The sequence below is a fragment of the Pseudomonas sp. B14-6 genome, from assembly GCF_013260315.1.
Classification (GTDB): domain Bacteria; phylum Pseudomonadota; class Gammaproteobacteria; order Pseudomonadales; family Pseudomonadaceae; genus Aquipseudomonas; species Aquipseudomonas mandelii.
This window is the reverse complement of the sequence record NZ_CP053929.1, coordinates 6,439,068-6,462,331: the sequence shown is the minus strand read 5'-3', so window position 1 is coordinate 6,462,331 and position 23,264 is coordinate 6,439,068. Positions and strand designations below refer to the sequence as shown.

The window sequence follows — 23,264 nt, the reverse complement described above, 5'->3', positions numbered from 1 at the left end:
TGTCCACTTACTCTTGTGGCTCTTCGTCAGCAGCGGCGTCGAGTTGCTGATCTTCAACCACGTCGTCGATCACGACCTCGCCGTCGAACACCGCCCCCTCTTCACCTTCCAGCTCTTCGCCTTCGACTTCCGACGGCTCCTGCACCCGCTCCAGACCGACCAGCGTTTCATCACTGGCCAGTTTGATCAGGGTCACGCCTTGGGTGTTACGCCCCAGACTGGACACTTCGTCGACGCGGGTACGCACCAGGGTGCCCTGGTCGGAAATCAGCATGATTTCCTCGCCGTCGAGCACCTGGACTGCACCGACCAAGCGGCCGTTACGGTCGTTGCTGACCATGGCGATAACGCCCTGACCGCCACGTTTGTACTCAGGGAACTCGGTGATCGCCGTGCGCTTGCCGAAACCACGGGCCGAAGCGGTGAGGATCTGGCTGCCTTCTTCCGGAATCAGCATGGAAATCAGCTTCTGACCTTCCGGCAGACGCATGCCGCGGACACCGCGAGCGGTACGGCCCATGGCGCGAACGTCGGTTTCCTTGAAGCGAGTGACCTTGCCGCCGTCGGAGAACAGCATGACTTCGCGGCTGCCATCGGTAATGGAAGCTGAAATCAGTACGTCACCTTCGTCCAGCTCCAGCGCGATCAGACCGACGCTGCGTTGACGGCTGAAGGATTCGAGCGGGGTCTTCTTCACGGTGCCTTTGGCAGTGGCCATGAAGATGAAGTGACCTTCGGTGTATTCGTCGACCGGCAGCATGGTGGTGATGTATTCATCACTGTCCAGCGGCAGCAGGTTGACCAACGGACGACCACGGGCCGCACGGGACGCTTCAGGGATTTCGTAGGTTTTCAGCCAGTACACTTTACCTTTGCTGGAGAACAGCAGCAGCGTGGTGTGGCTGTTGGCGACCAGCAGGTGAGCGATGTAGTCCTCATCCTTCACGCCGGTAGCCGATTTGCCTTTACCGCCACGACGCTGAGCCTGGTACGCAGCCAATGGCTGGGTCTTGGCATAGCCACCGTGGGAAATGGTCACGACGCGCTCTTCTTCCGGGATCATGTCACCCAGGGTCAGGTCGAGACGGGCATCGAGAATCTCGGTGCGGCGCACGTCGCCGTATTCGGCGCGAATCACTTCCAGCTCTTCGCGGATCACTTCCATCAGGCGCGTGGCGCTGCTGAGGATGCGGATCAGCTCGCCGATCTGGTTGAGGATCTCTTGATACTCGGCCAGCAGCTTTTCGTGTTCCAGGCCGGTCAGACGGTGCAGACGCAGTTCCAGAATGGCTTGTGCCTGTTCCGGCGACAGGAAGTACTTGCCTTCGCGCAGACCGTATTGCGGATCCAGGGTCTCTGGACGGCACGAATCGGCACCGGCACGTTCAACCATCGCGACCACGGCGGAGGATTCCCACGCAGTCTTGATCAGCGCTTCCTTGGCTTCCGACGGCGTTGGCGAAGCCTTGATCAGGGCGATGACCGGGTCGATGTTCGACAGGGCAACCGCTTGACCTTCCAGGATGTGGCCACGTTCGCGCGCTTTACGCAGTTCGAACACGGTACGACGGGTAACGACTTCGCGACGGTGACGAACGAAGGCTTCCAGCAGGTCCTTGAGGTTCAGGATCCGCGGACGGCCGTCGATCAGCGCGACGATGTTGATACCGAAAACGGCTTGCAGCTGGGTCTGGGCGTAGAGGTTGTTGAGGATCACCTCAGGCACTTCGCCACGACGCAGCTCGATCACGACGCGCATACCGTCCTTGTCGGACTCGTCGCGCAGTTCGGTGATGCCTTCGAGCTTCTTCTCTTTTACCAGCTCGGCGATCTTCTCGATCAGACGGGCCTTGTTCAGCTGGTATGGGAGTTCGGTGATGACGATCTGCTGACGGCCACCGACCTTGTCGATGTCTTCAATGATCGAGCGGGCGCGCATGTAAATGCGGCCACGACCGGTGCGGTAGGCTTCGATGATGCCGGCGCGACCGTTGATGATCGCGGCGGTCGGGAAGTCCGGACCGGGGATGTATTGCATCAGCTCATCGATGGTCAACTCAGGGTTGTCGATGAGCGCCAGGCAACCGTCGATGACTTCACCGAGGTTGTGCGGCGGAATGTTGGTTGCCATGCCCACGGCGATACCGCTGGAGCCGTTGACCAACAGGTTGGGAATACGGGTCGGCATGACCGCCGGGATCATTTCGGTGCCGTCGTAGTTCGGCACCCAGTCCACGGTTTCTTTGTGCAGGTCAGCCAGCAGCTCGTGCGCCAGCTTGGTCATGCGCACTTCGGTGTATCGCATGGCGGCGGCGTTGTCGCCGTCCACCGAACCGAAGTTGCCCTGCCCGTCTACCAGCAGGTAGCGCAGCGAGAATGGCTGCGCCATGCGGACGATGGTGTCGTACACCGCGGTATCACCGTGCGGGTGATACTTACCGATCACGTCACCGACAACACGGGCAGATTTCTTGTACGGCTTGTTGAAGTCGTTGCCCAGCTCGCTCATCGCGAACAGCACACGCCGGTGCACGGGCTTCAAGCCATCGCGCGCATCCGGCAAGGCCCGCCCGACGATTACGCTCATCGCGTAGTCGAGGTAGGACTGCTTCAGCTCGTCTTCGATATTGACCGGGAGGATTTCTTTGGCCAGTTCGCCCATGAGAAGCTCGATTCCTTTTTCTGGTGAAACTTCGTCACATCCATATGGGACGAACGAAGCTCGCCGCTGCAGGCTGAGTGCCATGCACCGACTTACGACAAATCAACAAGTTGAACCATGGATTTGCGCAGTAAAGACAACCCCGCGGGACTGCCTCGGAAAACGCCGGATGTTATCACAAGAGCCGCCACGCACCTATCCCCCAGACGCGCATGGAGTGTAGTTAGTTGACTGGTGGCAGGCTGAAAGGGGACGAGAGAGGCTTAGAGCCGCTCCGAATGCAGAATTGGCATCTGATTTACGGATGTTTGTTGACTTTTAGGGCCTCATCGCCAGCAGGCTGGCTCCCACAGGATCGGTGTCGATCAAAAAACCTGTGGGAGCCAGCCTGCTGGCGATGTCGATTTACAAGGCGCCGGACGCTCTCAATGCAGACGCTTGCGGCACATCAACAGCGCCATTTTCGCCGTGTCCGGGCGCTCGACGATGCCTTTCTCGGTGACGATCGCATCGATCAGGTCCGCCGGGGTCACGTCGAACACAGGGTTGAACGCATCAACCTCCGCCCCGACCCGCTTGCCGCCGACTTCCAGCAACTCGCGACCATCGCGTTCTTCAATTGGAATCTCGTCGCCGCTGGCCAGGTTCATGTCGATGGTCGAACTCGGCGCCACCACCATGAAGCGCACGCCGTGGTGCATGGCGTTGACTGCCAGCTGATACGTACCGATCTTGTTGGCCACATCGCCATTGGCGGTGATCCGGTCTGCGCCGACAATCACCCAGGTCACACCCTTGGTTTTCATGATGTGCGCGGCGGCGGAGTCGGCGTTGACGGTCACGGGAATGCCTTCATTGGCCAATTCCCAGGCGGTCAATCGCGAACCTTGCAACCATGGCCGGGTTTCGTCGGCGTAGACGCGCTCGACCATGCCTTCGATAAAGGCCCCGCGAATCACCCCCAACGCGGTGCCGAAACCGCCGGTGGCCAGTGCGCCGGTATTGCAGTGGGTCAGGATCGCCTGCGCGTTGCCCTGGTGCTTGCGGATCAGGTCCACACCCAATTGCGCCATGGTCAGGTTGGCTTCGCGATCGCTTTCATGAATGGCGATGGCTTCCGCCTCCAGCGCCGCGAGAGGATCCGCATCGCCCTTGAGACGATCCAGGCGGTCACGCATGCGCCCCAAGGCCCAGAACAGATTCACCGCCGTTGGACGGGAATCAGCCAGCAATGCGTAATCCTCTTCCCACTCGGCCTGCCAGTCACCACCCTCAGCTATGCGAGCGCGGGCCGACAGCACCATCGCATAGGCCGCACTGATGCCAATGGCCGGCGCGCCGCGCACCACCATCGAGCGAATGGCCTCGGCCACACTTGCGGCGCTGGTGCAGGCGATCCACGTTTCCTCGAACGGCAAAATACGCTGATCCAGCAGGTACAGGGCGCCATCACGCCAATCGATGGCCTTCACCTTCTCCGCAGCCAACAGTCGATCGCGCATCCCACACCCCGCACTCATGAACAAAAGCCGCCGATTATAGCGATCCCCCCGCGAAGACGCTCGGGTATACTTCGCCATCCTTTACAAAAGCACTGGAACCGACCCTCGATGCCGAACACTGCCGCTGCGCTCGACCTGTTATTGCTGCCGACCTGGCTGGTACCCGTCGAACCCGCTGGTGTTGTCCTCAAAGAGCACGGCCTGGGCATTCGCGATGGACGCATCGTGTTTATCGGCCCACGAGCGGCTGCGCTGAAGCTTAACGCAACCGAAGTTCGTGAGTTGCCGGACATGTTGCTCAGCCCCGGCCTGATCAATGCCCACGGGCATGCGGCGATGACACTGTTCCGGGGCCTGGCGGACGATCTGCCGCTGATGACCTGGCTGGAAAACCACATCTGGCCCGCCGAAGCCAAGTGGGTCGACGAAGATTTTGTACGCGATGGCACCGACCTGGCGATCGCCGAGCAGATCAAAGGTGGCATCACCTGTTTCTCTGACATGTATTTCTTCCCGAAGGTTGCCAGCGAACGTGTCCATAACAGTGGCATACGCGCACAAATCGCCATTCCGATCCTCGATTTCCCGATTCCAGGGCCAGCACGGCGGACGAGGCCATTCGTCAGGGCGTCGAATTGTTCGGCGATCTCAAGCACCACGAGCGGATCAAAGTCACGTTCGGCCCCCATGCGCCCTACACCGTGGGCGACGAAAACCTGGAGAAAATCCGGGTGATCGCCGAAGAACTGGACGCCTCGATTCACATGCACGTCCATGAAACCGCGTTCGAAGTGCAGCAATCGGTCGAGCAGCGCGGCGAGCGCCCCCTGGCCCGACTAGGCCGCCTGGGATTGCTCGGCCCGCGCTTCCAGGCCGTGCACATGACCCAGATCAGCGATGAAGACCTGGTGCTGCTGGTAGAAAGCAACACCAATGTGATTCATTGCCCGGAGTCCAATCTCAAGCTGGCGAGCGGCTTCTGCCCGGTCGAGCGTCTTTGGCAGGCCGGCGTCAATGTCGCCATCGGTACCGATGGCGCGGCCAGCAACAACGACCTCGACTTGCTCGGCGAAACCCGCACTGCCGCGCTGTTGGCCAAGGCTGTCGCTGGCTCGGCCACTGCGCTGGACGCCCATCGCGCACTGCGCATGGCCACCCTCAATGGCGCCCGTGCGCTGGGGATCGAGACTGAAACCGGTTCGCTGGAAGTTGGCAAAGCCGCGGACATCGTCGCGTTCGACCTCTCGGGCCTGGCGCAGCAACCGATCTACGATCCGGTTTCGCAGCTTATATACGCCACCGGCCGCGACTGCGTGAAACATCTGTGGGTCGCCGGCAAACAATTGCTCGACGACCGTCGCCTGACTCGCCTGGACGAGGAGCAGCTCTGCGCCACCGCCAAGGCCTGGGGTCAACGCATCAGCGGCCACACCGAACAGTAAGCCTCCCCGGACTGACTTCCGGGGCAACAGGATTTTTCAAGTTTTAGAGGACTTAAACCATGAGCAACGTCGACTACGCCGAAATCGCCAAATTCGAAGCCCTGGCCCATCGCTGGTGGGACCGCGAAAGCGAGTTCAAACCGCTGCACGACATCAACCCGCTGCGGGTCAACTGGATTGACGAACGGGTCAACCTGGCCGGCAAGAAAGTCCTCGATGTGGGCTGCGGTGGCGGCATCCTCAGCGAAGCCATGGCTCAGCGCGGCGCCACCGTCATGGGCATCGACATGGGCGAAGCGCCGCTGGCGGTCGCGCAATTGCATCAGCTGGAATCCGGCGTGAGCGTCGAGTACCGGCAGATCACCGCCGAAGCGCTGGCCGAGGAAATGCCTGAGCAGTTCGACGTGGTCACCTGCCTGGAAATGCTGGAGCACGTGCCGGATCCGTCCTCGGTGATCCGCGCCTGCTTCAAAATGGTCAAACCGGGCGGCCAGGTGTTCTTCTCCACCATCAACCGCAATCCGAAGGCGTATCTGTTCGCCATCATCGGTGCCGAATACATCATGAAGCTGCTGCCACGAGGCACTCACGACTTCAAGAAATTCATCCGCCCTTCCGAGCTGGGTGCCTGGAGCCGCATGGCCGGCCTGACCGTCAAGGACATCATCGGGCTGACGTACAACCCGCTGACCAAGCACTACAAGCTGGCGGCCGATGTGGACGTCAACTACATGATCCAGACCCTGCGCGAGGAGTAAGCCGATGCGTATCAGAGCAGTCCTTTTCGACATGGACGGCACGCTGCTCGACACCGCGCCGGACTTCATCGCCATCTGCCAGGCGATGCGCGCCGATCGCGGCTTGCCGCCGGTGAACGACAAGCACATCCGCGACGAGATTTCCGGCGGGGCCAAGGCGATGGTCGCCGTGACCTTCTCCATGGACCCGGAATCACCGGGTTTCGAGGAATTACGCCTGGAGTTTCTGGAGCGTTACCTCGCCGGTTGCGCGGTTCACAGTAAACTCTTCGACGGCATGGGCGAACTGCTGGTCGACATTGAGAAAGCCAACCTGATCTGGGGCGTGGTCACTAACAAGCCGCTGCGCTTCGCCGAGCCGATCATGCAGCAGCTTGGCCTGGCCGAGCGCTCGGCACTGCTGATCTGCCCGGACCATGTCAAGAACAGCAAGCCGGACCCTGAGCCGTTGATCCTGGCGTGCAAGATGCTCGACCTGGACCCGGCCAGCGTGCTGTTTGTGGGCGATGACCTGCGCGACATCGAGTCCGGTCGCGATGCCGGCACCAAAACGGCTGCCGTGACCTACGGCTACATTCACCCGGACGACAACCCGCGGCATTGGGGGGCGGATGTGGTGGTGGATCATCCGCTTGAGTTACGCAAGGTGCTCGATAGCGCTCTTTGCAGCTGCTGAGTACCGCAGATTTTGTGGCGCGGGAGCTTGCTCCCGCTGGGGCGCGAAGCGCCTCCTCTATCTACAAACGCATTCTGTCAGGCACACCGTATCTGGTGATTTACGACTGCTTTGCAGTCGAACGCGAGCAAGCTCCCTCGCCACAGGTTCGGTGCCGCCTTTGTGTTGAATTGTTGTGAGGTTTCTTATGTTTGATTATTCCGCCCGCCCTGAATTGCTCAAGGACCGGGTCATCCTGGTTACCGGCGCAGGTCGCGGCATTGGCGCTGCGGCGGCGAAAACCTACGCAGCCCATGGTGCAACCGTACTGCTGCTGGGCAAGACCGAAGCCAATCTGACTCAGGTCTATGACGAAATCGAAGCCGCCGGGCATCCACAGCCTGCGGTGATACCGTTCAACCTGGAAACCGCGTTGCCTCATCAATACGATGAGCTGGCCGCGATGATCGAAACAGAGTTCGGCCACCTCGACGGTTTGCTGCATAACGCGTCGATCATTGGTCCGCGCACGCCGATCGAGCAGCTGTCCGGCGAGAACTTCATGCGCGTCATGCACGTCAACGTCAATGCCATGTTCATGCTCACCAGCACCTTGCTGCCGCTGCTCAAGCTGTCCCAGGACGCTTCGGTGGTGTTCACCTCCAGCAGCGTCGGTCGTAAGGGTCGCGCGTACTGGGGCGCTTATGGCGTGTCCAAGTTTGCCACCGAAGGCCTGATGCAAACCCTGGCCGACGAAGTCGACACCGTGGCGCCGGTGCGCTCCAACAGCATCAACCCGGGCGCTACCCGTACCAGCATGCGCGCCCAGGCATACCCGGGTGAAAATCCGCTGAACAACCCTACGCCCGAGGAGATCATGCCGGTCTACCTTTACTTGATGGGTCCGGACAGCACTGGCATCAACGGCCAGGCTTTCAACGCACAGTAACAACCGCACGTCGCTTTTTGTACCGCGCCGGGTTCCCGGCGCGGCCCTGAAAGCACCCCGCAAGTGCAGTGGTTTAAGTCAATACGCCGCCGCTCTTTCTGCCTGAAACCCTTCAGAAATCCTTCAACTTGTTGATTTTCAAGGATTTTTATTCAAAGGAACTCATTGGCATGACTTTCGCTCTAATTTTGCTCAGACACGCCGTGTGAAAGCAATCGGGCGGACGCCTCAGTCGATAGGTTACTTATATTCGGCAAAGCGGACTAAACTTGCGCCAAATGTCCTACGGGACTGATGGACCAGTATGACGCGCAGCCCAAAGCCGCTCTCACCCAGCCTGTAAGACAGCCTTACTGCTTAGGGGCTCACGCCATATGAAATCACCATCCCAGACCAACGCAATTGACTTCGACAGCGCCAAATTGCAACGCCTGGGCTTTGGTCAGCAACCTCCCATTCTGGAGCGGCCATTCAGCCTTGCACAAGTGCGCCAGCAACTTGGCCAGCAACTGCAGACCAGTCTTGAGCCACAACGCATTCTCGGACTTTTCTTCCGCGAGATTCAACGCCTGGTGCCGCTGGATGCGCTGACTTATCAGCACTCGGCCAGCGACTTGCGTCTGGAATTCGGGCATCGCGGCCACCATTCCGTCACTTACAGCCTCAGCCATGAAGGCGAGAACCTGGGTGAACTGGTGTTCCGCCGCAATCAGCGATTCAGCGACCACGAACAAAGCAATCTGGAATCGCTGCTGTCCACGCTCCTGTTCCCGATGCGTAACGCCCTGCTCTACCGCGCGGCGACGCAAAGTGCACTGCGCGATCCGTTGACCGATACCGGCAACCGCATCGCCATGGATCAGACCTTAGAGCGTGAAATCGAGATGTCGCGGCGCCACTTGATGCCGTTGTCACTGCTCATGCTGGACATCGATCACTTCAAAAACGTTAACGATAATTTCGGCCACAGTGCGGGCGATGACGTACTCAAGAGCGTCGCAGCCTCGATCAAGAACCAGCTGCGCAATGTGGACATGGTGTTCCGTTTTGGTGGCGAAGAGTTCCTGATCCTCCTGTCCAACACCAGTCGGGAAGCCGCCGCCATGGTCGGCGAAAGACTGCGGTTTGCGGCACAGGCGCAGAGTTACAAAGCCGATGGCAATCAGATCGAGCTGACGGTCAGCCTGGGTTGCTCGACCCTGCTGCCCGGCGAATCGGCCGATAGTTTGTTGCGTCGGGCCGACAGCGCGCTGTATGTCGCCAAGCGCGAAGGGCGTAACCGGTTGGCCATGGCGGGTTAATCCTTCAGCTGAGCCACATAACTAATGTGGGAGTGGCGGTGCGGCGATCCGACTTGCTCGGATCGCCGCAACGCCGCTCCCACATTTTTTTGCCTGTAATACCTATGGATCAGCTTTCGGCCAATGCCATGCGCTCACGCGCGACCGGAGCCTTTTCAGAGTGTTCCAACTGCATGCAGCGCTCCAGGAACAGGTGCATGTAGTCGTAACTCTTGCAGACCGCCTGGCGCAATTCCACTTGCAAGGATTTGCTCGGGTTCAGGCCCGCCAATGTGCAGATGATTTCAAGCGCTTCCCAGGGATGGGCATCATCGTACTGAGCGTGCATCTTCAACCACTTCATGGCCCGCTTGCGATCTTCCTCCGGGAACGCGGCCGCATAGACACCATTGGAACAGACCAATGCCGACCACTCTCCAGTCGCACCTTCGATGGCGTAGTTGGTCGCGGCAATGGCGACAATCAGCGAATCCGCCGAACTGGTGTGCCAGCACCAGTGGCTCAAGGCGTGAAGTTCAGGTGCAACGTGTTGCGCCTGCAAGTCTTCCAGGCTGACCCCATGGGCCCGACTCCAGTTAACCCAGTAATCGGCATGGTTAAGTTCGACACGAATGTTACGCATCAACCAACGACGCGCCATGTCTTCACCGGGGTGGCGGGCAAAACGAGTCTTGGTCAGGTTTTGTGCCATATATAACGCGAACTGTTCAACGACGGGCCAGCCACCAATAAGGTACTGCCGCATGGTTTTTGCGCCGAGCTTATTGTCTCGCATGCGCTGATACAGTTCGTGTTCGACAACCCGGCGCTTACTCTCGCTGCAGTCCTTGATGAGCTGTTGCGCCCATGCGGGATAACTTGCAGCTTCCATGAGTGGTCCGGTTCGATTGAATGTGTCGATCACTGTCGGGCTCCTTTTGATTGTGATTGTTAGGATCAGCAAGAGATTTCAACGGAACGTGCCGGGCGCCTTGAATAACAAAGGTTGAGGCCGGGCAGGACGACTTTGCAAACTATCGCAGGTAAACAGATGCGGGCGTTCAATGACATACCCTTGAGCGAAGTCGACCCCGATCTCCAGCAATGCCTGCTCGATCTGGGGTGTTTCTACAAACTCGGCAATCGTGCGCTTACCCATGACATGGCCGATGTGATTGATCACTTCTACCATGGCGCGGTTAATCGGGTCGTCCAGCATATCCTTTACGAAACTTCCATCGATCTTCAAGAAGTCTACAGGTAAATGTTTCAAGTAGGCGAATGAGGACATACCGGCGCAGAAGTCATCCAACGAAAAGTGACAACCTAAACCTTTGAGTTCATTGATAAATCTAATTGCACTTCCCAAATTGGAAATTGCACTGGTCTCTGTAATTTCAAAACAAATCATTTCAGGTGGAATGGACCATGCAACAAACTGTTCCCTCAGGAAGTCCAGAAACGCGTCATCTCCGATAGTAGTGCCTGACAGATTAATCGCACACATGGCCAAAGGACCTTTGCGCTCTTCGGCAATACATTGGGCAATGATCTTAAAGACGTTCTGCACCACCCAACGATCAAGTGCGGTCATCAGACCATAACGTTCGGCAGCCGGAATAAAACTGTCCGGTAATATCATGCGCCCGGCTTCATCATGTAGACGCAACAGGATTTCTATATGCCCGCCGCCGTGTTCGGTATGACCAAGGGGTGCGATTTCCTGGGAATACAGGCAAAAGCGATCCTCTTCCAGGGCCATGTGCAGGCGCTGTACCCACGCCATCTCACCGAAACGCAGGGACAGTTCCGAATCATCGGCGTTATACACCTGAACACGGTTACGCCCTTTTTCCTTGGCCATGTAACAGGCCATATCGGCAGCACGCAGCGAGGCTTCGAGGGTGGTCGGGGTTTGCGCGATATGAACCATCCCGATGCTCACCGTTGTGACGAATGGCCGGCCTTTCCACACAAAGTGCAGGTTCTGCACGGTATGGCGCAGGCTCTCGGCAATTTTCTCGGCCGCTTCCGGCGGACAGTCTTCCAGCAAAATCCCGAACTCGTCGCCACCCAGCCGGGCCAGCGTGTCACCTTCGCGCAAGCCTGATTGCAACAGCGCGCAGATATGCCGAAGCAGTTCGTCACCCGCCGCATGGCCGCAGGTATCGTTGACCAGTTTGAACTGGTCCAGATCGAGGAACATCAAGGCGTGGCGCCCAGAGTATCGGGTCAGGTTGTGCAGCGCCTGCTCCAGGCGATACTCGAACTCGCGACGATTGGCCAGCCCGGTCAAGGCGTCGTGGGTCGCCTGCCAGGACAGATTGGCGATGTACTGGCGCTCCTGAGTCATGTCATGCAACACCAGCACGGCGCCACTGACCTTGTCGGCGTTGCGGATCGGCGCCCCGACCAGGGTGACCGAGACGGTGCTGCCGTCAAGGCGCTGGATCAGTTTGGAATGCTCGCTGGCGCCGCTGAGCTGACCGCTCAATATGTGCTCGATCAAGGTAAAGCCGTCAGCCTGAGCGTTGTCATCCAGCAGATTGAACAAGGCCGCCAGCGGCAAGCCGATGGCCTGCTCGCCCTTCCAGTGAGTCAACGCCTCGGCCGCCGGGTTCATGTAGGCGATCGCACCGTCGACATCCGTGGTAATCACCCCGTCGCCAATGGATTGCAGGGTGATCTGCGCCCGGTCTTTCTCCAACTGCAAGGCCTCGGCAAAGGCATGGCGCTGTTTGAGCAGTTTGTGGGTACGCATCAACGCTAACGCAATCAAGCCCAGGGCCGTGGCCAGGTTCGTGACCAGCAGCAGGCGCAGAATCAAGCGCGAGCCCTCGCCCAAGGCATCGCTGAAGGCTGTGGCGGCAGGCGTCACACCATCGTTGATTGCAAAAATCTGGTCTTTCCAGCGTTTGATGTCAGCGTCCGACGCCTGGTTTTCGGTAATGCGCCGGTGCATCTCTTGGGCGACGTTATCGAGTTGCACCAGATACGCGTCACCCACCGTCCAGCGGTCGATGGCTTTTTCAAGGTAACTGAAATGCCTGAAATTGAGGTACAGCCAGATCACGCTGGAGACGTCGTCGGGATGATTGCCCCCTTGAGAATCGCCACCCGTGCGGCTTCGATATTCGGTGGCTGATGATCCAGCGCCACGCGCAACTCGTGACCACCCTGGGGTACGGCAATGGCGTTCTGGTACTTGAGGAAAATGGCCTCGTCGCGACTGTCCGCGTAGAGATTGAGGTAATAGATGGCGTCCTTCTGGCCCTTGGACCACAGGCTCTCCCCGGCCACATAGCCGCGAACTGCCGAAAGTACATAGAGACTGACCCCGCCCAACAGCGCTTGAAATAGCACTACGGCAATAAATGGCCAGACGATGCCCAATAACCTAGGGGTTCCGAGAGTCCGCTTTTGCTTCATGAGGTCCCTTGTATTAGCACTGCCAGATCATCATCCAACGTGATCGCTACAGCTAGACTAGGGTGCGTATTCGATCCCGGCAAGCCAGCGCCCGTATTTTGCATGCACTTGCCGCAAACCTGACGCGGGCTGTCACTAATGCTGCTGTAAATGGCCATAAAGCTTGGCGTACAACCCACCTTCGGCAATCAGTTGCTGATGGTCACCATCCTCGGCAATTTGCCCGCCGTCGAACACCAGCACCCGATCAGCCTGTTTCACCGCCGACAACCGATGCGCAATGATCAGCGTGGTGCGGTTGCTCAAGAACCGCGCCAGCGCCAGGTGCAGGTTGTATTCGGTGGCAGCGTCCAGCGCCGAGGTGGCCTCGTCGAGAATCACCACCTTGGGTTCGGCCAGCACCATCCGCGCAATCGCCAGCCGTTGCCGCTGACCACCGGACAAGCGCACGCCAGAGCGTCCGACAATGCTGTCCAGACCATCAGGCAATTCTCGAACCGTTTGGTTCAGCTGGGCAATCTCCAGCGCTTGCCAGCAGGCCTCGTCGCTGCGCAGACGGCCCATCGTCAGATTGGCGCGCACGGTATCGTTGAACAGCGCGGGGTGTTGCAGGACCACGGCGACGTTTTCGCGCACGGTCTCCAGGCCGATCTCCTGCTGGGTCGAGCCACCGAAGCGGATGGTCCCGGCAAGGGGCGTGTACAACCCCAGCAGCAACTGCACCAGGGTGCTCTTGCCACCACCGCTGGCACCGACAATCGCCACTTTTTCACCGGGGGCGATGGACAGGTCCATCTGGTTCAACACCAACTCGTCGCCGTATCCGAAACTCAAGCCCTGGACTTCGATGCCCACGGTGTCCCGCCCCTGAAACGGATCGACACCGCCGGGGTATTGCGGCTCATCGGCGCGGGCCAGCAACTCGTTGATCCGCGACAGCGCACCGCCGGCGGCGTAATAGGCGTATTGCAAATTGAGCAGTTGCTCGACCGGACCGATCATGAACCACAGGTAGCTGAACACCGCCAGCATCTGCCCGATGGACAAGTCGGAGAACAACACGGTGAGCATCGCCGCAGCGCGGAAAATATCGATGCCGAACTGGAACAGCAAGCCACTGGCACGGTTCGACGCATCGGTCTTCCACTGCGAGGTCACCGCATAATCGCGCACTTCCCGGGCCCGCTGCCCCAGACGCCCGAGAAAAAACCCCTGACGGTTGCCGGCACGCACTTCCTGGATCGAGTCGAGGGTTTCGGTCAGGGCCTGGGTAAAACGCGAGGTGCTGTCATTCTCGAGCTTCTTCAGGTGCTTGACCCGCTTGCCCAGTTGCACCGTGGCGTAGATCACCAGCGGATTGAACAACATGATCAAAAGCGCCAGCTTCCAGTGCATCCAGATCAGAATGCTTGCAGTGCCGACCAGCGTCAGCATCGCCACGAGGAATCGACTGAGTGTCTCGCCGACAAATTTGTCCAGCGTGTCCAGGTCCGTGACCAGGTGCGTGGTCACCGTGCCGCTGCCCAGGCTTTCGTATTCGCCCAGGGAAATACGCTTGAGCCGTTCGATCAACCGTATGCGGATGCGATACACGATGTCTTTGGCTAGCGCCGCGAACAACTTCGCCTGCACCACGTTGAACAGCAAGGCGCCGCAGCGCAGCAACAAGGTCACCAGCAGCATCAGGCCGATGTAGCCCGCCGCTTTCTGCCAGCCTTCCGGCAACGCGTGGTTCATGATTTTCAGCGCGGAATCGCCATGCCCCAGCAGCACTTCGTCCACCAGCAACGGCAGCAGCAACGGAATCGGCACGCTGCACAGGGTGGCCAGCACCGCCACGCCATTGGCGATCCACAGGGATTTTTTATGGTGAAGGGCCAGCCGCCGGATTTCAGCCCAACTCAGCCGATCGACACGCTTGGGAGCTGGCGTGTCATCGGGCAGGTCATGCACAGGCAGCGCGCTCCAGCCAACGACCGAGCAATGGCGACAATTCACTCAAGGGTTGATAGCCATTGGTCAGCAGCGCCAGTTGCCCGCTACGTTCGGCCAACAGCGTTGGGAATCCGGCGATGCCGAGGTCCTGGACCCAGGTGAAATCGGCAGCAGTCGCGGCGTGCTGATCGGCACGGTCGAACGCAGCCGCAAACTCGATGCGCGGCAGGCCGGCTTTCTCGGCCAACTCGACCAGGACACTGGCGTGGGTGACGTCTCGACCTTCGGCATAGAACGCGTGCTGAATGAGGCCGAGCAGTTTCCACGCGCAATCCGGCGCCAGGCTACGCGCGGTCACCAACGCCCGGCAGGCAGGCTCGGTGTCGTAGACGAAACCGTCAGGCAATGCGCCTTCGGCCTTGAACGGCTGGCCGGTGGCCTGGGTGACGGCTTGCCAATGCTCAAGGATGTAGCGCCGGGTAGTCGGCTCCAATGCGGAGCCGCTGCCGGTGCGCAAGCCGCCCACCACCAGGTGCACGTCCACCCCTGCGGCCTGCGCCTGCTCGACCAGCGCGTTGGCGACGGGCGCAAAGCCCCAGCACCAGGAACACATCGGGTCCATCACATAGAGCAGGCGTTGGGCAGACATGGTTCAAGCCTCTGAAGGAGTTTGCTTGTAGTTGTAGCCGATCGGGTGAGGCAGGTTGCGCGCCTTGGCCAGTTCGATCTGCTTCTGCCGATCAATGGCGCTGCGACGGGTTTTCTCGCTCAGCGTATCCCAGCAATGCGGGCAACTGATGCCGGCCACATAATGCTCGGACGTGCGGTCTTCGACGCTTACCGGCGTACGACAGGCATGACATTGATCGTAGTCGCCTTCGCTGAGGTCATGGCGCACGGTCACACGGTTGTCGAACACGAAGCAGTCGCCCTGCCATTTGGTTTCTTCCTGCGGCACCTCTTCAAGGTACTTCAGGATACCGCCCTTGAGGTGATAGACCTCGTCGAAACCCTGGCTGAGCATGTAGCTAGAGGCCTTCTCACAACGAATGCCGCCGGTGCAGAACATCGCGACTTTCTTGTGCACGGCCGGGTCGAAGTGGGCTTTGATGTAGTCGGGGAATTCGCGAAAACTGGTGGTTTTCGGGTCGATGGCGCCTTCGAAGGTGCCGATCGAAACCTCGTAGTCGTTGCGGGTGTCGATCAACAGCACTTCAGGGTCGCTGATCAGCGCATTCCAGTTCTGTGGATCGACGTAGGTGCCGACCTGTTTGTTCGGGTCCACGCCTTCGACGCCGAGGGTGACGATTTCTTTCTTGAGCTTGACCTTGGTGCGGTAGAACGGCTGGTCGTCGCAGTACGACTCTTTGTGGTCGATGTCGTCCATGCGCGGGTCGTTCTTGAGCCAGGCCATCAGCCCGTCTATGCCTTCGCGGCTGCCGGACACGGTGCCGTTGATGCCTTCTTCGGCGATCAGCAGCGTGCCCTTGATGCCATTGTCGACCATGGCTTGCAGCAGTGGCTCGCGCAGGGCAACGTAATCTTCCAGAGTGACGAACTTATACAGTGCCGCCACGACAATCTGTTGTGTCATGGGTGTTTCTCCAGGTGGCTACCCTCGCAAAGGGCGAACCGGAATAAAAAAAACGCGCCGGGTGAGCGGCGCGTTGGGCAGTCTATCAAAAATAAGTGCTTCTGTAGGAACGAGGCTTGCCCGCGAAGGCGATCTTGAGGACGCCTTCGCGGGCAAGCCTCGCTCCTAGCTGCCGCCAGCACAGGTTGGCGAGGCCGGGGCCGCGTCGATCTGTGCCCATTCTTCAGGCGTGTAGGTATGCAGCGCCAACGCATGGAACTCGCCCATCAGCTCGCCGAGCGTACCGTAGACTTTCTGGTGACGCTTGACGCGGTTGAGCCCTTCAAACTGCTGGCTGACCACCACCGCCTTGAAGTGGGTCTGTAACCCACGGCTGTGCATGTGGCTTTCATCCAGCACTTGCAGATGCTCGGGCTGTAACAAGCCCAGCGTCGATTCGATGCGTTGTTGCATGGTCATACCGGGCTCCGCTTAAGGCTTTTTCTTGGCTGGAGCGGCGGCGCCTTTAGGCTCCAGCTCGGCAGTCATGTCAGCCAACAGCTTGTTGACCACAGGCACCGCGCTTTCCAGCTTGGCTTGAGTCATCTGGGCCGACTGCTGAGTCAGCTGCGGCATTTTTTCCAGGACTTTCTTGCCCAGTGGCGACTTGTAGAACGCGACCAGGTCTTTCAGCTCGGATTCGCTGAAGTTGGTGGTGTAGAGCTTGACCATGTCTGGCTTCAGCTTGTTCCAGCCAATGGCTGCGTCCAGAGCGGCGTTGGCCTTGGCTTGATAGGTTTCCAGCAGGGCTTTTTTCGATTCAGGGGCTTTGGTCTGTTCAAAGCGCTGAGCGAACATTTGCTGCACTTGCATGTACACCGGAGTGCCCAATTTGTCAGCGTGCGCCAGGGTCAGGAAAGCTTCGGCACTGGCGTTGTGGCTGGCGGTATCGGCAAAAACAGGGCCGCTGGCGCAAACCAGTGCAACCGCGGTACAGATGGCACGAAGACGAGTCATCGAGTTTCCTTTTCTAGCAGGCGAGGTAAAACCCCAAGGGCGACCATTCTGCGCCTAAAAAAGTGTGTCACTCAACCCCAAGCCTTGTCAGGCCTGAATTAGAGGGGGCGAACGGTCAAAAAACAGACTGATGGAACCACGGCCGGCGATCACGGCCTAAACTGCGCTATCGACCTACAGGAGTGTGCAAGATGAGCCGTATCGAAACCGACAGCCTTGGCCAGGTGGAAGTCCCGGATGAGGCCTACTGGGGTGCTCAAACGCAACGCTCGCTGATCAACTTCGCCATTGGCAACGAACGCATGCCCCTGGCCGTGCTGCACGCACTGGCCCTGATCAAGAAAGCCGCGGCGCGGGTCAATGACCGCAACGGCGACCTGCCCGCCGACATCGCCCGCCTGATCGAACAGGCCGCAGACGAAGTGCTCGACGGCAGCCACGACGACCAGTTCCCGCTGGTGGTCTGGCAGACCGGCAGCGGCACCCAGAGCAACATGAACGTCAACGAAGTGATCGCCGGCCGCGCCAACGAACTGGCCGGCAACCCGCGTGGTGGCAAGACCCCGGTTCACCCCAATGATCACGTCAACCGCTCGCAAAGCTCCAACGACTGCTTCCCGACCGCCATGCACATTGCCGCCGCCCAGGCAGTGCAGCAGCATTTGCTACCGGCAATCAGTGAACTCTCCGGCGGCCTGGCCGAGTTGGCGGCGCGGTATATGAAACTGGTCAAGACCGGCCGCACCCACATGATGGACGCCACGCCGATCACCTTCGGCCAGGAACTCTCGGCGTTCATCGCGCAACTGGATTACGCCGAACGGGCAATCCGCAGCGCACTGCCGGCGGTCTGTGAACTGGCGCAAGGCGGCACCGCAGTCGGCACCGGGCTGAACTCACCCCACGGTTTTGGTGAAGCGATCGCTGCGGAGTTGGCGGCCCTTTCCGGCCTGCCGTTCGTTACCGCGCCGAACAAGTTCGCCGCGCTGGCCGGCCATGAGCCGCTGACCACCCTGTCGGGCGCGCTGAAAACCCTCGCCGTGACCCTGATGAAAATCGCCAACGACTTGCGTCTGCTAGGTTCCGGGCCGCGTGCAGGTTTTGCCGAAGTGAAACTGCCGGCCAACGAACCGGGCAGCTCAATCATGCCGGGCAAGGTCAATCCGACCCAGTGTGAAGCGCTGTCGATGCTGGCGTGCCAAGTCCTGGGCAACGACGTCGCCATTGGTTTTGCGGCGAGTCAGGGGCACTTGCAACTGAACGTGTTCAAACCGGTGATCATCCACAACCTGCTGCAATCGATCCGCCTGCTGGGCGATGGCTGCAGCAACTTCCAGCAGCATTGCATCGCCGGCCTGGAACCGGACGCGGCGAAAATGGCCGAGCACCTGGAGCGTGGGCTGATGCTGGTGACCGCGCTGAACCCGCATATCGGCTACGACAAATCGGCGGAGATTGCCAAGAAGGCTTACAGCGAGGGGCTGACCTTGCGAGAGGCGGCATTGCAACTGGGGTATCTGACGGATGAAGAGTTTGATGCGTGGGTAAGGCCGGAGAATATGTTGGAAGCGGGCGCCAAGGGCTGAGTGTGTAGCGCCTGACAATCAGCCATCGCGAGCAGGCTCGCTCCCACAGGGGGCCGCATTCTTCTGATAGAACTCGGTTAAATGTAGGAGCGAGCCTGCTCGCGAAGAACGAAAACGCGGTTTAACCTGCGGCTATCCGTACTCGCCGAGCCCTGAGCCCGGCTATCAACGAAGGCCCCAACGCCACCAGCGCCGACCCCACCACCACCAACACCGCCCCGCCATACCCCAGGCCATTGATCGTCTCGGCATGCACATATTCCGGCCATGCCCACGCTGCCACGGCCACTGCGCCAAACGTCACCAACGGTGTGATCGCCAGCGTCGCACTCACCCGCGAAGCTTCCCAATGGGCCAGCGCTTCGGCAAAGGCGCCATAAGCGATCAAGGTGTTCATGCAGCACGCCAGCAATAACCAGCCTTGCAACGGGTTCAACTGCAGCGCCTCCAGCGGATGCACCCAAGGCGTCAGCAACAGCGCGCAGAACAGGTAGATCACCATCATCACCTGCAACGAATTCCACACCGTCAGCAATTGCTTCTGCCCCAGTGCGTAAAACGTCCAGACCGTCGAAGCCAGCAGCACCAGCAACACGCCGGCGGTGTAATCGGTCAGCGAGGTCAACAGCTCGGCCAGACGTTGATTAAAGAACAGCGCGAAACCGATCAGAAGCACCAGCAGACCAATCCCCTGCCCCACACTGAACCGTTCCTTGAACACAAACAGGCTGGCGATCAGCAACATGATCGGGCCCATCTGCACCACCAGTTGCGCGGTGCCGGGGCTGAGCAGGTTCAGGCCCATCAGGTACAACACGTAGTTGCCGACCAGACCGAGCACCGCCATCAACACCAGCCAGCCACCGCGCGGGCCGAGGACTTTGCGACTGGGCAGGCGCCTGGTCGCCGCCAGATAAATGAACAGGCAGCCACCGGACACCGTCAGGCGAAACCAGGTCACCGTCACCGGGTCCATCACCAGCAGGACTTGCTTGAGTTTGATCGGCAGGATTCCCCACAGGACTGCGGTCAGCAAGGCCAGGAACAGACCGTAAACCCAGCGACCGGATGAAATGTGCATGCGAACCCCAAAGCCAGATGGCAAGAAACACCATTCTAGGCGCAGACCTCGGCGCGACACAGGGACAGTTGGCGACGGGCCGCGAATGAAACTGTGCAGGTCGCACCATTAATCTGGCGAAGTGCCGCCGATCAGTTGGTCAGGCGCCGCAAGTGGTTCATGCATAAGCTCATTGGATCCGCTAACCGGAACATCCCTCAGGAGACCGCCATGTACGGCAAGCGCGCCCAGGACACCGCCCCCGCCACGCACTTTCGTTGCGACCGGGTGTGTCGTGTGAATGGAGAACTTTTTTTCAGCACCCGGGAAAACACGCTGGAGGGGCCGTTTGATAATCCGCAGGCGGCTGCGCGGGAGATTCAGGCTTACATCGCGCGGATGCAGCTTGTGAGTCTAGATCGATAGACCGAGGTGCTGCCATCGCGAGCAGGCTCGCTCCCACAGGGTTCTGATGCGTGCCATAGATCCAATGAGGGAGCGAGCCTGCTCGCGATAGCGGTTAATCAGGCAACAGAAGTCTTGCGGACTTAGCGCACCGCTTCGAACAACCCCGTCGCCCCCATCCCGCCACCCACGCACATGGTGACCACGCCATACCGCAAGTTGCGCCGCTGCAACTCACGCACAATGTGCCCGACCTGACGCGAGCCGGTCATGCCGAACGGGTGACCGATGGAAATCGAGCCGCCATTGACGTTGTACTTGTCGTTATCGATTTCCAGGCGATTGCGGCTGTACAGGCACTGCGACGCAAACGCTTCGTTGAACTCCCACAGATCAATGTCAGCCACCTGCAAACCCTTGGCCTTGAGCAATTTCGGCACCGAGAACACCGGACCGATGCCCATCTCGTCCGGTTCGCACCCGGCTACCGTGAAACCACGGAAGAACGCCTTGGGCTTGAGACCCAGCGCCAGGGCTTTTTCCAGGCTCATGACCAGCGTCATCGAAGCGCCATCGGACAGTTGCGACGAGTTACCCGCCGTGACCGAACCGTCTTCGGCAAATACCGGTTTCAGCCCGGCCAGGCTTTCCAGCGTGGTGTCCGGGCGGTTGCAGTCGTCGCGGTCGACGATCCCGTCGAGGATCTGCACCTGGCCGGTGACCTTGTCTTCAACCCGATACTTCACCGCCATCGGCACGATTTCATCATCGAACAAACCAGCGGCCTGAGCCTGGGCCGTACGCAGCTGACTCTGCAGGGCATACAGATCCTGTTCCTGGCGACTGACGTCGTAACGACGTGCAACGATTTCAGCAGTCTGGCCCATCGGGAAATAGAGGCCCGGCACCTGCTCTTTCAGAAGCGGGTTGATCAGGTGATCGGTGTTGACGCTTTTCATGGTCAGGCTGATCGACTCGACGCCACCGGCCACGATGATGTCGCTGCAGCCCGACGCGATCTGGTTGGCGGCGATGGCGATGGCCTGCAAGCCCGACGAGCAGAAACGGTTGAGGGTCATGCCTGCGGTGCCGATACCCAGGCGTGACAACACCGCGACGTTGCGACCGATGTTGTAGCCCTGGGCGCCTTCGTTGGAGCCCGCGCCGACGATGCAATCCTCGACACTGGCCGGGTCGATGCCGGTGCGCGCCAACAAGGCATCGACGCAATGCGCCGCCATGTCATCCGGACGGGTCTGGTTGAACTTGCCGCGAAAGGATTTGGCCAGGCCGGTCCGCACGCTGTCGACGATCACCACTTCACGCATGGCATACCTCATTGTTGTTATCGGTTGGGAGTGGACCGAGCATAAGTCCACCCCATAACCGACCGCGACAATCATTCACCCCGCGTATGCGCAACCATCGGCTCACGACTTGCGTTTTTTGGCCTTCTTGTCGTGCTTGTCGGATTTTTCGAACGCGGCTTCCAGCGCCAGGTTGATCGTGCGCAGGACCTTGACCCGGGCCCAGCGCTTGTCATTGGCCTCCACCAGCGTCCATGGCGAGATTTCCGTGCTGGTGCGGTCAACCATGTCGCCGACGGCCGCGCGGTAAGCGTCCCACTTGTCCCGATTGCGCCAGTCGTCTTCAGTGATCTTGAAACGCTTGAAGGGAATGTCTTCACGGGATTCGAAACGCTCCAGTTGCGTTTCCTTGTCGATGGCCAGCCAGAACTTGACCACGATGACGCCCGATTCGGAAATCTGCTCTTCGAAGTCGTTAATCTCGCTGTAGGCCCGCAGCCAGTCGGCGGGCGGACAGAGTTCTTCGACGCGCTCGACCAATACCCGGCCATACCACGAGCGATCGAATACGGTGAATTTGCCCTTGGCCGGAATGTGCCGCCAAAAGCGCCACAAATACGGTTGCGCCCGTTCTTCCTCGGTGGGCGCGGCAATCGGCACGATGCTGTACTGACGTGGATCGAGCGCCGCGGCCACGCGCCGGATTGCACCGCCCTTGCCCGCCGCGTCATTGCCTTCGAACACTGCGATCAAGGCGAATTGGCGCATGCGTTTGTCACGCATCAGGCCCGAGAATCGCGCCTGCTCGGTAATCAGTTGTTCTTCGTAATCTTCCTTGTCCAGACGCTGGCTCAAATCGAGGCTGTCGAGCAGGTTGAGCTGATCGACATGGATCGGCAGCGGCGCAGCGTTGACCTTGGCGGGATGGATTCTGGATCGTTTCAAGGCACTTTGCAGGCCTTCGAGCAGGATCTTGCCCACCGCCAGACTGCGGTAATGCACATCCACGCCTTCAATCACGTGCCAGGGCGCGTAGTCGCGGCTGGTGCGACGCAACACGCGCTCGCCGTACTTCACGAACTTGTCGTAAGTCCGGGATTGTTGCCAGTCCAGCGGACTGATGCGCCAGCTGTGCAAAGGGTCGTCGGCGAGCGCCTTGAGGCGCGCCTTCATCTGCTTCTTGGAGAGGTGAAACCAGAACTTGAAAATCAGCGCGCCTTCGTCGCAGAGCATCTTTTCAAAGCGCTCCGACTGGTTGATCGCCTGATCCAGTACCGCGTCCTTGAACAGTCCATGGACCCGGCCCTGGAGCATCTGGCTGTACCAGTTGCCGAAGAAAATCCCCATGCGCCCCTTGGCCGGGAGCATCCGCCAGTAGCGCCAGGCCGGAGGTCGCGCCAGCTCTTCATCGGTCTGCTGATCGAAAGTGCGGACTTCGATAAGACGCGGGTCCATCCACTCGTTGAGCAACTTGACCGTCTCGCCCTTCCCGGCGCCTTCAATGCCGTTGATCAGGACGATCACCGGAAAGCGCTTTTGCTGTTGAAGTTCGAACTGCGCTTCGAGCAACGCTTCACGCAGTGCCGGTTCTTCAGCGTCGTAGGTTTCTTTGTCGATGGCGTGACCGATTTCAGCAGATTCGAACATGGACGACTCCCTTTCCTGATTGCGCCAAGACTAGCGGATTGGGCTGTCCGTCATCAC

Annotated in this window: 17 protein-coding genes and 2 pseudogenes; 7 read left to right on the top strand and 12 right to left on the bottom strand. The window is 59.6% G+C overall.

What is annotated here, in order from left to right; translation table 11 throughout:
• Window positions 1-7 precede the first annotated feature (7 nt).
• Complete coding sequence (gene gyrA, locus HP062_RS29510; protein WP_077747957.1) at window positions 8-2,662, bottom strand: DNA gyrase subunit A; 2,655 nt, start codon at window positions 2,660-2,662, stop codon at window positions 8-10.
• Between the two features lie 425 nt (window positions 2,663-3,087).
• Entirely contained in the window at window positions 3,088-4,164 is a 1,077-nt protein-coding gene (gene mtnA, locus HP062_RS29505) for an S-methyl-5-thioribose-1-phosphate isomerase (protein ID WP_010461692.1), read from the bottom strand.
• Between the two features lie 108 nt (window positions 4,165-4,272).
• On the opposite strand from mtnA, the pseudogene HP062_RS29500 reads away from it, so the two are divergent.
• From HP062_RS29500 to HP062_RS29480, 5 genes and pseudogenes are all read left to right on the top strand, one after another.
• A pseudogene (locus HP062_RS29500) lies at window positions 4,273-5,606 on the top strand (TRZ/ATZ family hydrolase).
• A gap of 59 nt (window positions 5,607-5,665) precedes the next feature.
• Window positions 5,666-6,364 carry a bifunctional 2-polyprenyl-6-hydroxyphenol methylase/3-demethylubiquinol 3-O-methyltransferase UbiG gene (ubiG, locus tag HP062_RS29495; RefSeq protein WP_010461694.1) on the top strand — a complete coding sequence of 233 codons (699 nt, stop codon included), beginning with the start codon at window positions 5,666-5,668 and terminating at the stop codon, window positions 6,362-6,364.
• 4 nt (window positions 6,365-6,368) lie between these two features.
• Entirely contained in the window at window positions 6,369-7,040 is a 672-nt protein-coding gene (mupP, locus tag HP062_RS29490; RefSeq protein ID WP_077747960.1) for an N-acetylmuramic acid 6-phosphate phosphatase MupP, read from the top strand.
• 187 nt (window positions 7,041-7,227) lie between these two features.
• Complete coding sequence (locus HP062_RS29485) at window positions 7,228-7,968, top strand: YciK family oxidoreductase (RefSeq protein WP_007899713.1); 741 nt, start codon at window positions 7,228-7,230, stop codon at window positions 7,966-7,968.
• 374 nt (window positions 7,969-8,342) lie between these two features.
• Entirely contained in the window at window positions 8,343-9,269 is a 927-nt protein-coding gene (locus HP062_RS29480) for a GGDEF domain-containing protein (protein ID WP_010461702.1), read from the top strand.
• 109 nt (window positions 9,270-9,378) lie between these two features.
• Here the strand turns inward: HP062_RS29480 and HP062_RS29475 are convergent, their stop codons facing one another.
• The 7 genes and pseudogenes from HP062_RS29475 to HP062_RS29445 form a co-directional block, all read right to left on the bottom strand.
• Window positions 9,379-10,140 (bottom strand): TenA family transcriptional regulator, encoded by a 762-nt coding sequence (locus HP062_RS29475; protein ID WP_370654439.1) that lies wholly within the window; start codon window positions 10,138-10,140, stop codon window positions 9,379-9,381.
• A gap of 78 nt (window positions 10,141-10,218) precedes the next feature.
• Window positions 10,219-12,677 (bottom strand): annotated as a pseudogene (locus tag HP062_RS29470) (EAL domain-containing protein).
• A gap of 135 nt (window positions 12,678-12,812) precedes the next feature.
• A complete protein-coding gene (locus HP062_RS29465) occupies window positions 12,813-14,630 on the bottom strand; it encodes an ABC transporter ATP-binding protein (protein WP_172792439.1) in 1,818 nt (605 codons plus the stop codon).
• Window positions 14,623-15,225: a DsbA family protein gene (locus HP062_RS29460; RefSeq protein ID WP_172792624.1), complete on the bottom strand. Its 603-nt coding sequence runs from the start codon at window positions 15,223-15,225 to the stop codon at window positions 14,623-14,625. The genes HP062_RS29465 and HP062_RS29460 overlap by 8 nt, the downstream gene beginning before the upstream one ends.
• Window positions 15,226-15,264: 39 nt before the next feature.
• A complete protein-coding gene (locus HP062_RS29455) occupies window positions 15,265-16,206 on the bottom strand; it encodes a rhodanese-related sulfurtransferase (protein ID WP_010461707.1) in 942 nt (313 codons plus the stop codon).
• 165 nt (window positions 16,207-16,371) lie between these two features.
• A complete protein-coding gene (locus HP062_RS29450; protein WP_010461708.1) occupies window positions 16,372-16,665 on the bottom strand; it encodes a BolA family transcriptional regulator in 294 nt (97 codons plus the stop codon).
• Window positions 16,666-16,677: 12 nt separating this feature from the next.
• The gene (locus tag HP062_RS29445; protein ID WP_010461709.1) at window positions 16,678-17,202 is read right to left on the bottom strand and encodes a DUF2059 domain-containing protein; all 525 of its coding nucleotides are present in this window, start codon (window positions 17,200-17,202) and stop codon (window positions 16,678-16,680) included.
• 191 nt (window positions 17,203-17,393) lie between these two features.
• Here HP062_RS29445 and HP062_RS29440 point away from each other — a divergent pair, with 191 nt between their 5' ends.
• Window positions 17,394-18,788 (top strand): class II fumarate hydratase, encoded by a 1,395-nt coding sequence (locus HP062_RS29440; protein WP_145308691.1) that lies wholly within the window; start codon window positions 17,394-17,396, stop codon window positions 18,786-18,788.
• A gap of 121 nt (window positions 18,789-18,909) precedes the next feature.
• Here the strand turns inward: HP062_RS29440 and HP062_RS29435 are convergent, their stop codons facing one another.
• Window positions 18,910-19,869 (bottom strand): DMT family transporter, encoded by a 960-nt coding sequence (locus tag HP062_RS29435; RefSeq protein WP_010461711.1) that lies wholly within the window; start codon window positions 19,867-19,869, stop codon window positions 18,910-18,912.
• A gap of 210 nt (window positions 19,870-20,079) precedes the next feature.
• Here HP062_RS29435 and HP062_RS29430 point away from each other — a divergent pair, with 210 nt between their 5' ends.
• Complete coding sequence (locus tag HP062_RS29430) at window positions 20,080-20,274, top strand: DUF6316 family protein (protein ID WP_042932915.1); 195 nt, start codon at window positions 20,080-20,082, stop codon at window positions 20,272-20,274.
• Between the two features lie 122 nt (window positions 20,275-20,396).
• On the opposite strand, the gene HP062_RS29425 is transcribed toward HP062_RS29430, so the two are convergent.
• Entirely contained in the window at window positions 20,397-21,581 is a 1,185-nt protein-coding gene (locus tag HP062_RS29425) for a thiolase family protein (protein ID WP_172792438.1), read from the bottom strand.
• Between the two features lie 102 nt (window positions 21,582-21,683).
• The gene (gene pap / locus HP062_RS29420) at window positions 21,684-23,207 is read right to left on the bottom strand and encodes a polyphosphate:AMP phosphotransferase (RefSeq protein WP_077747970.1); all 1,524 of its coding nucleotides are present in this window, start codon (window positions 23,205-23,207) and stop codon (window positions 21,684-21,686) included.
• Window positions 23,208-23,264 lie beyond the last annotated feature (57 nt).